This window comes from Xanthomonas albilineans (assembly GCF_009931595.1).
GTDB classification, from domain to species: domain Bacteria; phylum Pseudomonadota; class Gammaproteobacteria; order Xanthomonadales; family Xanthomonadaceae; genus Xanthomonas_A; species Xanthomonas_A albilineans.
In genome coordinates this window covers 2439066-2454593 of sequence record NZ_CP046570.1, presented here as the reverse complement: position 1 = coordinate 2454593, position 15528 = coordinate 2439066, and the positions used below count along the sequence as shown (strand labels likewise).

The 15528-nt window shown below is 62.8% G+C and carries 6 protein-coding genes; 4 read left to right on the top strand and 2 right to left on the bottom strand.

Annotated elements, in window-relative coordinates; all coding sequences use genetic code 11:
• Window positions 1-13 precede the first annotated feature (13 nt).
• Window positions 14-193: a hypothetical protein gene (locus XaFJ1_RS15910; RefSeq protein WP_155394440.1), complete on the bottom strand. Its 180-nt coding sequence runs from the start codon at window positions 191-193 to the stop codon at window positions 14-16.
• Window positions 194-258: 65 nt separating this feature from the next.
• Between XaFJ1_RS15910 and XaFJ1_RS10250 the strand changes: the two genes are divergently transcribed.
• A complete protein-coding gene (locus tag XaFJ1_RS10250; protein ID WP_012916599.1) occupies window positions 259-741 on the top strand; it encodes a hypothetical protein in 483 nt (160 codons plus the stop codon).
• On the opposite strand, the gene XaFJ1_RS10245 is transcribed toward XaFJ1_RS10250, so the two are convergent.
• Window positions 720-1790 carry a cytochrome-c peroxidase gene (locus XaFJ1_RS10245; RefSeq protein WP_012916598.1) on the bottom strand — a complete coding sequence of 357 codons (1071 nt, stop codon included), beginning with the start codon at window positions 1788-1790 and terminating at the stop codon, window positions 720-722. The genes XaFJ1_RS10250 and XaFJ1_RS10245 overlap by 22 nt on opposite strands.
• A 107-nt stretch (window positions 1791-1897) precedes the next feature.
• Between XaFJ1_RS10245 and XaFJ1_RS10240 the strand changes: the two genes are divergently transcribed.
• The 3 genes from XaFJ1_RS10240 to XaFJ1_RS10230 are packed head-to-tail and all read left to right on the top strand — an operon-like array spanning window position 1898 to window position 15528.
• Window positions 1898-5557, top strand: a complete 3660-nt coding sequence (locus tag XaFJ1_RS10240) for an IPT/TIG domain-containing protein (protein WP_012916597.1) — start codon at window positions 1898-1900, stop codon at window positions 5555-5557.
• The gene (locus tag XaFJ1_RS10235; protein WP_155393683.1) at window positions 5493-10202 is read left to right on the top strand and encodes a beta strand repeat-containing protein; all 4710 of its coding nucleotides are present in this window, start codon (window positions 5493-5495) and stop codon (window positions 10200-10202) included. The genes XaFJ1_RS10240 and XaFJ1_RS10235 overlap by 65 nt, the downstream gene beginning before the upstream one ends.
• A complete protein-coding gene (locus XaFJ1_RS10230; protein ID WP_012916595.1) occupies window positions 10189-15528 on the top strand; it encodes an RHS repeat-associated core domain-containing protein in 5340 nt (1779 codons plus the stop codon). Before XaFJ1_RS10235 ends, XaFJ1_RS10230 begins: the two co-directional genes overlap by 14 nt.

The following is a 15528-nucleotide window of genomic DNA, read 5'->3' as shown; positions in this document are numbered from 1 at the left end:
GTCGCGCCTTGAGTCAAATGGCGATGCTTCCCTCGAAGCAGATCTTGTCGAAGCACGTGCCGTAAATTCGCGAGCGAGCGATGTAGACGCGGTTAAAGTGCAGACAGGAGCATGCGTTCCAGTCGGGCGTGTCGAGTCGTTTGCGGGCAAGCACGGCGGTGGCGCGACGCAGAAGCGATGCAATGGGAGACACGATGCCATTGCGGCGGCTGATTATTGATAGACTCGCGCTGAATCTGGCACATAAAGGAGTGGGAAATGAGCAAGCCGTTGTATGGAAGTCTGCTGATGGTGGCGGTCGCGTTGTGCGGTTGCACGGGGGCTGGTTCGGGGGCTGGCGCTGCGGCGCAGACATCGACTGGGCAGACGCAGGGGCCGTTGGCGATTCGGCAGATCCTGCTGGGTGGGGAAAGCGGCACGCTCAACGCGGGTCAGCCGCCCAAGCCGGTCACGCCGCAGACCATGGTGGTCGCCACTGTCGCGTTGAATGCTGCTGCGCGCGAGCCGCAGCCCCTCTCACTGCGCTTGATCGATGTGTCGAACGGCAAGACGGTTGGCGAACAGCATTCCGTCATCGCGGCAGGGGCGGAGTCGGCGCGTTTCGAGTTCAAGCCAGCGCAATCCTGGACGTCGGGCCGGCATCTGCTGGAGGCCCGCCTGGGTCAGGCAGGCAAAGTCTTTCAACGCGAATTCGATGTCGTGCCGGAGACCGCGGGCGGTCACTCCGCGCCGGGTGCTTGAGCATTTCGCAGCGGAGCGTCTTCAAGCGCATACAGGAAGGCATGCAGGTCGCCCTGCTCCTGCGTCGTTAGCGTGATCGGGGTGCCGCGCGTCAGGCTGCGGTAATAGATTTCCCGTTGTATTGCCGCATCCAGCGACGGCACACTGCCGTCGTGCATATAAGGCGCGGTGCGGGTGACATTGCGCAGCGTTGGGGTGCGGTATGCCGATAGGTTGTCGCCATGGCCGTCCACGGCGAAACGCCCCAGCGCTGCCATCTCCGGATCCGAGAGCACCAATTCGGCAAGCGGAACTCCCTGCTGCCGTTTGGCTTGAAAGGCCGCGATGGTGGTTTTCACGTGGCCGGCCAACTGTTCCAAGCCGACATTGGAGTGATGGAAGCGATTATCGGTGAAGGTTGCCGGCGTGCCGTCGAGCCGATGGCACGCGGCGCAGTCGGCTTTCCCTTGGAAGATCGCCAGGCCGCGACGTTCTGATTCTGTCAGCGCGCTGGTGTCGCCGGCGGCATAGGCATCGTAACGGCTATGCCCGTTGGCGACAGAATGGAGATAGGCCAGGATCGCGCGCGAAATCCGCGCCTCATCGATGTTGTCATCGCCGAAGGATGCCTGGAAGCGTTGCCGATAGGCCGGTTGCCTGCGCAGCAGGTCGACCACTGCCGCCATGTTTGGTTGCGCCATTTCCGCCCGGTTGGTGAAGGCGGCGACGGCGACGCGCTCAATGTGGTCTTCTCGCCCATCCCAGAAATAATGCTGAAAATATGGCAAGTCCAGCAAACTGGGCGCATTGCGCGTGCCGACACGGCCGCCGTCCAGATGCGGGACCGCCTCGGGCTGGGTGAAAGCGTAATCCGCGCGATGGCAGGTGGCGCATGCCAAGGTGCCGGTCGCACTCAACGAGGTGTCATGGAACAGCGCACTGCCCAGCGCGGAGGTGGCCAGAGCAGCCTGATGTTTTTCCCGCTGCTGCAGGGATGTCAGTGCATAGGCCGCAGCCCCGATGGAGAGTGCGGTGCCTGCAAGCAGACTGAGCCAGACGATCCTTCGCATATTGAGGTGGAAATGTTGTTGGGGTTTCTAGTATAAAGGCGCGGGGGGACCAGAATCATTCCGCTTACGGGCGGCTGCCAATTGATGGGTCATAGGGGAATGTCGCTATGGAAAAGCGATTGAGGGAGCGTGTTCTATTGGTTGGCAAGACGACGCAACGCATCCGTTGGCGGGCCGTCGGCCCGCTCGGTGTGTTGATCGGCCTCTTGCTGTGTTCGCTGTGCGCGTTGGCGACGTCCTACGTCTACGACGCGGGCGGGCGGCTGGTCGCGGTCAGCAACGACACTGGCGGCAGTGCGCGCTATACCTACGACAATATCGGCAACTTGGTTGCGGTCGATCGTATCGCCGGCCAACTGGCGATCTTCGCGTTCAGTCCAGGGCGTGGCGCGCCAGGCACGCCGGTCACGATCAAGGGCCAAGGCTTCAGCGCGACCGCCAGCCAGAACGCGGTCCAGTTCAACGGTGTAGCGGCGACGGTATCGACTGCCAGCAGCACCGAACTGACGGTGGTCGTGCCTTCCGGCGCCACCACCGGCCCCATCGCGATCACCGTCGGCAGCGCCACGGCCAGCAGCGCCATGAACTTCGTCGTGGACCCCGCCGCGATGGCTCCGGCCATCGACACGGTTTCGCCCACCTTGCTGGCGATTGGCGAATCGGTCACCACCACGGGTAAGGGATTTTTGCCTGCGCAGGGGCAGACCTCGATGTTGCTCAATGCACGCGCGGTATCGCCGACGACATTATCGAACACCACGATTGTCTTCCCGGCGCCGGCCAACGTTGGCAGCGGCAAGGTCACCGTGACCACGCCATATGGTTCTGCGACAAGCGCGCAGGATGTGGTGGTCGTTCCACCATTAATCGATAAGACGCAGATCGAATCGATCAAGCGCCTGACCATTGGTGCTGCGCCGCAACCGCTGAGCGTCAATGCATCGGGAAATTCGCTGGCGGTGCTCTACGATCTGTCGGCTGGCGATTATCCAAGCCTACAGTTCAGCGGGCTCGGTGCGGTGTCGGTCAGCTACAGCGTCTATGGCCCGACGAACGCCAAACTGGCCTCTGGCTCGGTGAGCGTCGCCAGCACTGCGAGCGCGCATCTACCCAGAGCAGCTACCAGCGGCACTTATCTGGTGCTTTTGAAGCCGTCTCAGGCACCTGCGACGTGGCAGCTTGCGGTCGAGAAGGCAACGCCCTTGAATGTAAACGGCCCTGCGTTGACCCAGCCGATCATTGCCACCGCACAAAGCAAACGATTTGTCTTCAATGCAGTCAAAGGTCAGAATCTTGGCTTCGGCCTGAGCGATATCGTTACGCCTAACACGACATCTTACGTGTTGCTGCAACTCTTCGAACCTGCCGGTAGTGTTTTACAAAGCCAGTATTGTAATGCGCTCGAGAGCGGCTGCCAGATGAACCTATCCAATCTGGTGGGGGGCACGTATACCTTGGTGGCGACACCGTCGCCGGACGGCGACCAGACGATGCAGTTCACGGCCACGCTTTCGGCCGATCTTGCCGACAGCTTGCCGTTGAACACGGCCAAGGCGATGAGCCTGACACGGCGCGGGCAGAACGCCCGTTTGAGTTTCATCGGCAAGTCAGGACAGCAAGGACTAGCGTTACAAGTTTCTGGGCAGAGCACAGCACCGGCTAATGCGTATGTCTACTACACCGTGTATGCGCCGGATGGTTCGCAGGTGAACAGCACGGGGGTGACGGGGAGCAGGAGCGGAACCTTGAACCTGTCCAAGTTGCCTGCGGATGGGGCATATACGGTCTTCGTCGATCCGTCTTACGGTGAGACGGCCAGCGCGACCGTATTAATCTCTTCGCCGATCACCGGCACCACGCCGATCGACGGCACGCCGGGGAGTTACGCCACCACCGAGCCTGGGCAGAACGTCTATCTGAGTTTCGCCGCCACGGCGGGGCAGAACCTAGGCTTGGCGCTGAGCGACATCGTGACGCCGAATGCGACGTCGTATTTGTCTTTGCAAGTGCGCGATTCCAATGGCGCTGCGGTGGCCTATCAGTATTGCTACGCGTCCAGTCACGGCTGTCAGGTGAACCTGTCCAATCTGGCGGGAGGCACGTATACCGTGGTGGTGTCGCCGCCATCGGATGGCGACCAGACGATGCAGTTCACGACCACGCTCTCGGCCGATCTTGCCGACAGTTTGCCGTTGAACACGGCCAAGGCGATGAGCCTGACACGGCGTGGGCAGAACGCCCGATTGAGTTTTAGTGGCAAAGCGGGCCAGCAGGGACTGGCGTTGCAAGTTTCGGGGCAGAGCACAGCGCCGGCTAATGCGTATGTCTACTACACCGTGTATGCACCGGATGGGGCGCAGTTGAACAGCATGGGGGTGACGGGCAGTGGTGGGGGAACCTTGAACCTGTCCAACCTGCCAGCGGATGGGACGTATACGGTCTTCGTTGATCCGTCTTACGGTGAGAGGGCCAATGCGACGCTATTGCTATCGACGCCGATCACCGGCACCACGCCGATCGACGGGACGCCGGGCAGCTATGCGACGACCGCGCCTGGGCAGAACGTGTATCTGAGTTTCGCCGCCACGGCGGGGCAGAACCTAGGCTTGGCGCTGAGCGGCATCGTCACCCCGAATGCGACGTCGTATCTGTATTTGCGTGTGCGCGATTCCAGCGGCACTGCGGTGGCCTCTCAGTATTGCTACGCATCCACTAATGGCTGTCAGTTGAACCTGTCCAACCTGGTGGGCGGGACGTATACCGTGGTGGTGTCGCCGCCATCGGACGGCGACCAGACGATGCAGTTCACGACCACGCTCTCGGCCGATCTTGCCGATAGCCTGCCGTTGAACACGGCCAAGGCGATGAGCCTGACGCGGCGTGGGCAGAACGCGCGTCTGAGCTTCAACGGCACGGCGGGACAGCAGGGACTGGCGCTGCAAGTTTCGGGGCAGAGCACGGCGCCGGCCAATGCGTATGTCTACTACACCGTCTATGCACCGGATGGGTCGCAGGTGACCAGCATGGAAGTGACGGGAAGCGGAAGCGGGACCATGAACCTGCCCGCGCTGCCAGCGGACGGGACGTACACGGTGTTCGTCGATCCGTCATACGGCGAGACGGCCAATGCGACGGTGTTGCTCTCTGCGCCGATCACCGGCACCACGCCGGTTGACGGAACGCCGGGCAGCTATGCGACGACCGCGCCTGGGCAGAACGTGTATCTGAGCTTCACGGCGACGGCGGGGCAGAACCTTGGATTTGCGCTGAGCGACATCGTGACGCCGAATGCGACGTCGTATCTGTATTTGCTTGTGCGCGATTCCAGCGGCACTGCGGTGGCCTCTCAGTATTGCTACGCATCCACTAATGGCTGTCAGTTGAACCTGTCCAACCTGGTGGGCGGGACGTATACCGTGGTGGTGTCGCCGCCATCGGACGGCGACCAGACGATGCAGTTCACGACCACGCTCTCGGCCGATCTTGCCGATAGCCTGCCGTTGAACACGGCCAAGGCGATGAGCCTGACGCGGCGTGGGCAGAACGCGCGCCTGAGCTTCAACGGCACGGCGGGACAGCAGGGACTGGCGCTGCAAGTTTCGGGGCAGAGTACGGCGCCGGCCAATGCCAATGTCTACTACACCGTGTATGCGCCGGATGGGTCGCAGGTGAACAGCTATGGTGGTGACGGGAGGAGGAACCTTGAACCTGTCCAAGTTGCCAGCGGACGGGACGTATACGGTTTTCGTCGATCCGTATTACGGTGAGACGGCCAATGCGACGGTATTGCTTTCGGCACCCATCAATGGCACCACGCCAGTTGACGGCACCCCGGGTAACTATGCCACCACTGTGCCTGGGCAGAACGTATATCTGAGTTTCACCGCCACGGCGGGGCAGAACCTTGGATTTGCGCTGAGCGACATCGTGACACCGAATGCGGCCTCGCCCATCTATTTGCAAGTGAGCGATTCCGCCGGCACTTTTGTGGCAGGCAAGTATTGCTATGCTGCCAACAACGGCTGCCAAGTGAACCTGTCCAACCTGGCGTTAGGCGCCTATACCGCGTTGGTGTCGCCGCCATCGGATGGCGATCAAACGATGCAGTTCAAGGCCACGCTTTCGTCTGATCTCACAGATAGTTTGACCTTGGGCACGGCCAAGGTCGTAGGTATTACGCGACGAGGCCAGAATGCCCGCTTGAGCTTCAGTGGCACAGCAGGACAGCAGGGGCTTGCGCTGAGCGTCTCGGGGCAGAGTACGGTACCAGCCAATGGGCATGTCGACTACACCGTTTACGCGCCGGATGGGTCGCAAGTGAGCAGCACGGTGAACAACACGGTGATCAGTACGAGTGGCATCTTGAATTTGCCAAAGCTGCAGATGACAGGCACTTACACGGTTTTCGTCGATCCTGCCTCCGGTGAGACGGCCAATACGACCGTGCAGCTCTCCTCGCCGATGACCGGCACCATGCCCGTCGACGGGACGACTGGCATATACGCCACCACCGTGCCTGGGCAGAATGTCTACCTGAGTTTTACAGCTACGGCTGGGCAGAGCCTGGGATTGGGGCTGAGCGATATCGTGACGCCGAACGCGGTGACGTCCATGTCTCTGAAAGTCTTCGATCCTGCGGGCAACATGCTATACAGTCAGCCCTGCTACGCAACCGATAATGGTTGTCAGGTGAACCTATCCAACTTGGCAGGAGGAACCTATACCGCGTTAGTTTCGCCGCCGTGGGATGGCGACCAAACGATGCAGTTCAAGGCCACACTCTCGACCGATCTCACCGATCAACTGACGCCAGGCACAGCCAAAGCTGTGAATATTACGCGTCGTGGTCAGAACGCTCGTCTGAGTTTCAATGGTACGGCGGGACAGCCGGCAGTGACGCTTGGCATCTCGGGGCAGACCACAGGGCCGGCCAATAGTGTTGTTTACTATGTTGTCTACGGTCCAGATGGGTCGCAATTGAATAGCATAACGTTGCGCACGGATGGGAAGTTGAATCTGGGCACGCTGCCTGCCACAGGGACGTATACGGTGTTTGTCGATCCTAGTTACGGTGAGACGGCCAGCGCGACGATACTGCTCTCCTCGGCGATCACTGGTACGTTGCCGGTCGACGGTACGCCGGGCAGTTATGTCACCACGGTGCCAGGGCAGAAGGTGTATCTGAGTTTCAACGCGACGGCCGGGCAGAACCTGGGGTTTGCGCTGAGCGACATCGTGACATCGAGCACGACGTCAGATTTGGATTTGAATTTGTTCGATCCCTCTGGCAACAGCGTGGACAGCCAAGGGTGTATGGCAGTCAAGGACGGTTGTGCAGTGAATCTCCGCAGTCTGGTGGGAGGAACCTATACGGTGGTGGTGTCGCCGCCGTTGGACGGTGATCGGAAAATGAAATTCACCGCCACGCTGTCTACGGATCTCACCGACAGCTTGACGCCCGGCACAGCCAAAGCGGTGAGTCTGACGCGTCGTGGCCAAAATGCACGTTTGAGCTTCAATGGCAAGGTAGGCCAGACATTGGCGTTGCGCGTTTCGGGGGAGACCACTGCGCCAGTTGGGCGCGATGTCCATTACATCGTCTACGCGCCGGATGGGTCGCAAGTGAACGACATGTGGGTCAGTAGTACGAGTGGCAGTGGCGCCATGAACCTGCCTACGCTGCCGTCGGATGGGACGTACATGGTCTTCGTCGATCCTTTTTACGGTGAGACAGCCAATGCGACGGTGCTGCTTTCGTCGGTGATCACCGGCACGGCGTCGGTCGACGGTACGCCAGGCAGCTATTCCACCACGGTGCCTGGACAGAGTGTCTATCTGAGTTTTGACGTCACTAGCAACGGACAGAACCTGGGGTTTGCGCTGAGCGACATCGTGACGCCGAATTCGACGTCGAACCTGTCACTGCAAGTCATCGATTTCGTCGGCAATACGATGATCAGCCAATCTTGCTTCGCAGCCAATAACGGCTGCCAAGTGAATTTGCCTAACCTGCTTGGGGGTACGTATAGCGTGGTGGTGTCCCCACCATCGGACGGCGACCAAACGATGAAGTTCACCTCCACGCTCTCCAGCGACCTCGCCGACAGTCTGACGCTGGGCACAGCCAAATCAGTGAGCCTGACGCGGCGCGGCCAGAACGCTCGTCTGAGCTTCAACGGTACGGCGGGACAGCAATCACTGGTGCTCAATGTGTCCGGGCAAAGCACGGTGCCGGCGGCACGCGGTGTCTATTACACGGTCTATGCCCCGGATGGATCGCAATTGAACAGCGCGTCGATCACGGCCAGTGGCAGCGTGAATCTGCCCAAGCTGCCGGCCACCGGCACGTACATGGTCTTTGTCGATCCTGGTTACGGCGAAACCGCCAGCGCCAGCTTGTTGCTCTCGTCCTCCTCGGCCATCACCGGCACGGTGCCGGTCGACGGTACGTCGGGGAACTACACCACCACTATGTCCGGGCAGAAGGTGGCGCTGAGTTTCACCGCCACCGCCGGGCAGAATCTAGGCTTTGCGCTGAGCGACATCGCCACGCCGAACACGACGTCGAATCTGTCCCTGCAAATCGCCGATTCCGTCGGCAACGTGGTGGGCAGCCAGACCTGCGCGGCGGCCAATAACGGCTGTCAGGTAAATCTGTCCAGCCTGAAGGCGGGCACTTACAGCGCCGTGGTATCGCCGCCGACAAACGGCAACCAAACGATGAAGTTCACCGCCACGCTCTCCAACGATCTCGCCGACAGTCTGACGCTTGGCACGGCCAAGGCGGTAAGCCTGACGCGCCGTGGCCAGAACGCACGTCTGAGCTTCAGTGGTACGGCGGGGCAACAGGGATTGACGCTGCAGGTTTCCGGACAAAGCACGGTGCCGACGGCGCGCGGTGTCTATTACACGGTCTATGCGCCGGATGGGTCGCAATTGAACAGCGCGTCGATCACGGCCAGTGGCAGCGTGAACCTGTCCAAGCTGCCGACGACGGGCACGTACATGGTCTTTGTCGATCCGGGTTACGGCGAAACCGCCAGCGCCAGCCTGTTGCTCTCCTCCGCCGCGGCCATTACCGGCACGGTGCCGGTCAATGGCACGCCGGGGAGCTATGCCACCACGGCGCCGGGGCAGAAGGTGGCGCTGAGTTTCACCGCCACCGCCGGGCAGAACCTGGGCTTTGCACTGAGCGATATCGTCACGTCGAACACGACATCGACCATCGCCCTGCAAATTACCGATTCCGCAGGTAATGCGGTGGGTAGCCAGACCTGCGCGGCGGCCAATAACGGTTGCCAGGTGAACCTGTCCAACTTGAAGGCGAGCACGTACAGCGCGGTGGTGTCGCCGCCGTCAGCCGGCGACCAGACGATGAAGTTCACCGCCACGCTGTCCAGCGACCTCACCGATAGTCTGGTGCCAGGTACGGCCAAGGCAGTGAGCTTGACGCGTCGCGGCCAGAACAGCCGCTTGAGCTTCAGCGGCACGGCGGGTCAGCAGGGGTTGGCGCTGCGGGTGTCGGGGCAGAGCACGGTGCCGGCCAGTCGCACGGTCGATTACACGGTCTACGCGCCGGATGGATCGCAATTGAACACCCAGTCGGTGGCGACGAGCGGAACCTTGAACCTGTCCAAATTGCCAGCAACCGGCACGTATACGGTCTTCGTCGATCCGCATTATGGCGAGACGGCCAGCGCCAGCGTGCTGCTTGCGTCGGCCATCACCGGCACGGTGGCGGTCAATGGCACGCCGGGCAGCTCCGCCACCACGGTGCCTGGGCAGAAGGTGTATCTGAGTTTCACCGCCACTGCCGGGCAGAACCTGGGCTTTGCGCTGAGCGACGTGGTGACGTCGAACACGACGTCGACCATGTCCCTGCAAATCGCCGATCCCACCGGCAACGCGGTGGTCAGCCAGACCTGCGCGGCGGCCAATAACGGTTGCCAGGTGAACCTGTCCAACTTGAAGGCGGGGACGTACAGCGTGGTGCTCTCGCCCCCGCCGGACGGCGACCAGACCATGAAGTTCACCTCGACCTTGTCCACCGACCTCACCGATCGCTTGGTACTGGGGACGGCCAAGGCGGTGAGCCTGACGCGTCGTGGTCAGAACACCCGCCTGAGCTTCAGTGGCACGGCCGGTCAACAAGGGCTGGTGCTGCGGGTCTCGGCGCAGAGCACGGTGCCGGCCAGTCGCGCGGTCGATTACACGGTCTATGCGCCAGATGGATCGCTCTTGAACACGGTCTCGGTGAGTGCGAGCGGGTCGTTGAACCTGACGAAATTGCCGACCACCGGAACCTACACAGTCTTCGTCGATCCGCACTACGGTGAGACGGTCAGTTCGCAACTGCTGGTGGGCACCAGCACTCGCTCTCAAGCCAAGGACATCTCCCATGCCAACCCCTAAGATCGCATTGACAGGATGGATATGCAGCATCGGCCTGGGGATGGTCGCTGCCTTGGCGAGCGTGCCTGCTGGCTGGGCACAGCAGGGGTCCGGTGTGCCGAGTGCCGCCTCGGTGCCAGCGTTCGCTGCACCGGGCATGGCGTCCACACCGCCGCGCTTGGTGCTGGAAGGCGGTGGTGTCCTGCGCCTGGAGGCGTCGGGCCAAACGCTCGTGTTGACGGCGGCGGACAGCCCGCATCCCCTGCGCACCTGGTCGCTGCTGGAACCGCGCCAAGGCGCCAGCCTGACCCGTCTGGCCGATGGGCGGGTGTTGCTGTGGGGCGGTGCTGGCAAGGATGGAGCGCTGCGCAAGACCGGCGTGCTGCTCGATCCGCAGCAGGACGGGTGGGTGCCGACGGCGCTGGACGGCGTGCAGCCGCGTGCCGGCCATAGCGCCACGCTGTTGAGCGATGGCCGCCTGCTGGTGGCCGGGGGCAAGGGCGCTCCTGCTCAGGCGCAGCTATGGGACCCGCGCACGCAGCAGGTGACGGAGATCGCCATGCCGGCGCGGGTGGGGCAAACCGCCACGCTCCAGGCCGATGGCAAGGTGCGCCTGTCCGGAGGCACGGATGGCCGTGGCCAGCCGGCGTCGCAGGACTTGGTGTTCGATCCGGCCACGGGCACATTCGCTTCGGCGGGGCCGGTGGGCGCGGCGTTCGGCACGTCGTTGGCGGTGGCCGCGGCCTCGCCGAAGGATCAGGACGCGGGGGTCGATCCGGCCACGCGGATCGCGCTGCGTTTCACGCGCCCAGTGCGCGGCAGCGAGGTGAACGGTTCCACCGTGGCCCTGATGGGGCCGGCGGGTGCGGTCGAGGCGCGGGTGACGACGGCCGAAGGCGGGCGCCTGGTGTTCGTGCAACCCGAGGTGTTGCTGTTCCCAGGCACGGACTACACGGTGTTGGTGGACGGCCTGCATGGGCTGGATGGTGCCGCGCTGCCGCTGTCGGTGATCGAGTGGAAGACCGCCGCGAGCGCGGCGACGCCCACCGTGCAGGCGCCTGGCGTGGCCGCACGGCCATCGGCGACGCTGTTGGGCTGCGGCCAGTCGCACCCGTTGCCGTGCCGCGCGCATGCGCTGCTGGCCGATGGCACCTGGCGTCCCGGCCAGGACAACACCGATGCGCGCTGGCGGGCGCCCGGCGCCCAACCGGCGCAGCCGGCGCTGAGCGCGTTGGAGGCGGTGGCGATGGCCAGCCAGCGCACCAGCGTCAGCGGCCAAGTGCTGTTGGTGGACGGCCAGCCCATCGCCGGGGTGGCGGTCAGCGTGGGCACGCAGCTCACCCACACCGATCCGAGCGGTCGCTTCGTCCTGTCCGGCCTGCCTGTCGGCCACCAGGAACTTTACGTGGATGGCAGCGCGGCCAATGCGGCCGGGCGTGAGTACGGCGAGTTCGTGGTCGGCGTCGAGTTGCAGGCCGGTCAGCTCACACGGCTGCCCTACACGATGTACCTGCCGCGTATCAGCGCCCGCGACACCACCGCCATCGCCTCGCCACTGAAGCAGGATGTGGTGCTCACCCATCCGGATATGCCGGGCCTGCAGATCCACATTCCTGCCGGCACGGTGATCCGTGACCGCAAGGGGGCGCTGGTGCATCACCTCTCCATCGTGCCGACGCCGGTCAACCGGGCGCCGTTCCCGGTGGCGAGCAACTACCCGATGTACTTCACCCTGGAACCGGGTGGGGCGACGGTGCAGGCGCTGACGCCGCAGGCGGCGCAGGGGATCAAGATCCTGTATCCGAACTACGACACGCTGGCCACCGGCACGCGGGCCAACTTCTGGATCTATGACCCGTCCGAGGGCTGGCGGGTGTACGGGCAGGGGCGGGTGACCAGCGACGGCACGCGCATCGCCCCGGAAGGCGGGGTGGCGCTGTACAAGACCATGGGCGCCAGCTACAGCATCGACAGCAGCAAGCCGCCGCCGGACCCGGACACGCCGCACTGCAGCGATGGTTGCGGCAAGGAGGCCGGTGGCGGTGGCGCCACCGCGGGTGATCCGATCGACCTGTACACCGGGGAATTTTCCTATACCGAGACCGACGCGGTAGTGCCGGGCCTGTCGCCGTTGGTGGTGACGCGCTCCTATCGCCCGGGCGATCCCAACAAGCAGGACTTCGGGATTGGCACAGCGGCCAATTTCCGCTACACGCTCTACGCGCCTCCGACCAATTTGCAGCATGGGTGTCCTGGCGGCGGTCAGTGCTCTACCACGGTCGATTACAACCAACTGCAACTGGTGCTGCCTGGCGGCATGCCGGTGACGTTCGCCCGTGTCTACGGTAGCGGCCCGGGCGGGCAATGGCAGCAAACCGGCTCGGTCTCCGGGTATGCGGGTGCGACCATCACCCAGGGCAGCCCGCGCGGCCACGGCTACCTGCTGACGCTGCGCGACGGCAGCATGATGTATTTCTACAACTATGCCCCCAACCAGCTGATGTGGACCATTGACCGCTTCGGTAACCGGGTGGACTACACCTACGATGCTGGTCTGCTCAGCCACATCGTCTCGGCCACGGGACGTGCGCTGAGCATCGGCTACGACAGCAACAACCGCATCAATACGCTGAGCGATTCGCTGGGCAATACCTGGTCCTATGCCTACAACGATGACGGCTACCTGTCGCAGGTGACCCGCCCGGATGGCAGCACGCGCAGTTATCACTACAAGATCCGCCAGGCCGCCGGGATCCGTGAAGGCGCCGACACGCTGCCCTATCAGGCGCGCTTGGAGTCCATCACCGACAGCAAACAGCAGCGGGTGGTGTTCAACGAGTTCGAGAGCGCCAACGGCACCTGGACGGGGCGGGTGGTCAAACAGACCCAGGCCGATGGCGGGGTGTTGACGATCAACTACGCGCACGTGGATGGCAGCACCACCGGGGTGCTGGTGACCAAGCCCGACGGCAGCCAACGCCGGGTGGTGTTCGACCCGGTCAGCCATTACCCGAGCAGCGACACGCTGGCCTACGGCACGCCCCTGGCGCAGACCATCACCTACGAGCGCACCGCAAGCGGCCAGACCACCGCACGCACCGACGCCTTAGGCCGGCGTACCGAATACGCCTACGATAGCGCCGGACGTCCGCTCCAGATCACCCAACTGGCCGGCACCGCGCAGGCACGCACCACCACGCTCGCCTACAACGGCGATGGCGATTTGGCCTCGATCACCGATGCCTTGGGCCGCACTACCAGCTTCGGCTACACCAACCGCTGCCTGACCTCGGTGACCACGCCGCTGGGCCAGACCAGCACCGCCACCTGCAACGGGGTCGGGCAACGCCTGAGCGTGACCGACCCACTGGGCCACACGACCAATTTCACCTGGAGCAACGACGACCTGACCGCGATCACCGACGCGCTGGGCCGACAGACGCAATTGCGCTACGACGCGCTGGGTCGCTTGATCGGCGTACAGGACGCGCAAGGCAACGTCTCGCGTTTCGAATACGACGCCCTGGGCCGTCAAACCAAGGCAGTCGATCCGTTGGGCAACAGCGTGGCAACGGGTTTCGATGGCAATGGCAACGTGTCGGCGATCCTGCTGCCGCACGGTGCAGGTGTCACCTATGCCTACGATGCACGCGACCGCCGCATCAGCCGCACCGACGCGCTGGGCCAGGCGGAGAGCTGGACCTACGACAGCATGGACCGTGTCGCCACGCACACCGACCGCCGCAACCGCACCACCACGTACAGCTACGACGCCTTAGGCCGCCCGAGCACGGCCACGCTGCCCGGCGCAGGCGGCACGTTGACGGCCAGCTACGACGCCGGCAACCGGCTGATGGTGCTGTCCGACAGCCTGTCGGGCACGCTGAACTGGAGCTACGACGGCTTCGACCAGGTGACCCAGGCCAACGGCCCGCAAGGCAGCATCGTGTACGGCTACGATGCCGTGGGCCGGCGGACCAGCATGCAGGCGGCCACGCAGACGAAAGTTAACTATGCCTATGATGACGGCGACCGCCTGACCGGCATCGCCCAGGGCACCGACACGGTGAGCTTCGCCTACGACAACGCCAACCGGCTGAGCAGCAAAACGCTGCCGAACCAGGTGCAGACGGTGTACGTGTACAACGACGCCAATCAAGTGACGGGCCTCGCTTGGGGCAAGACTGGACAAGCAGCGCTGGGCAGCCTGGGCTATGGCTACGACAGCCGGGGGCAACTGGTCGCGCAGACCGGTAGCCACGCGCCGCAGGCGTTGCCACCAGCCAGCACCAACAATACCTTCGACGACAACAACCGGCAGACGCAGGCCAACGGCAACGCCCGCAGCTACGACGCCGACGGCCACCTGCTCAGCGATGGCACGCGAACCTACACCTGGGACGACCGCGACCACCTGAGCCAGATCACGCAGGGTGGCACTGTCATCGCCAGCTACAGCTACGACGCCCTGGGCCGACGCAGCGCCAAGACCGAGAGTGGCGCGACCACGCAATACCTGTACGACGGTCTGAATACCGTGCAGGAGATGCAAGGAACAACGATCAACCCGATCCTGACGGGTCCGGGCATCGACGAACGTTACGCGCGCGACGATAACGGCGGACGCACCTACTTCCTGACCGATCTGTTGGGCAGCACAAGGCTACTGACGGATACGAACGGCAACGCGGTACAGCGTTACGACTACGATCCGTATGGAACCACCACGCAGAGCAGCACGAGCTACAACAACCCGTATCAATACACCGGTCGCGAGCACGACCAGAGCGGGTTGTATTACTACCGTGCGCGGTACTACATGCCGGAGTTGGGGCGGTTTATTAGTGAGGATCCAATTAAGTTGGCTGGCGGGGTGAATGGTTATGCGTATGTGGGCGAAAATCCTATCAGTTATTTTGATCCAATCGGATTGCAGTCTTATACTCCGGGAAAGATGCCTCCATCCAATATTCCGGGTGGTCCTTGGACGCCCGACCCTTCTCGGCCGCCTGGTAATTTTCTGGGTCCACCTAATGGTGCTAATAGACAAATGTGCAGTTACGTGCCGGATGCAAAAAACGGAGGTCCGGCGTCTGCAACGAACGGTGCATATTGGAAAGAGAAGGTTTCTGGAGAGAAGGGTTGGTTTAGATACAATCTAGATGGCGTTCCGATTACGCCAGAAATGGCTCATCCAGGTGCTCAGTCGACACCCGATTGGCTTGATATTATGAGGATCTCAAGTGCTTGGGGGGTGGTTACTTTTTTCGCGACTTACTCTGTGCCGCTCGGTGAAAGTGAGCAGCAGATAATTGATAGTCGGAATGAGAATTCAGGGTCTCCGTAA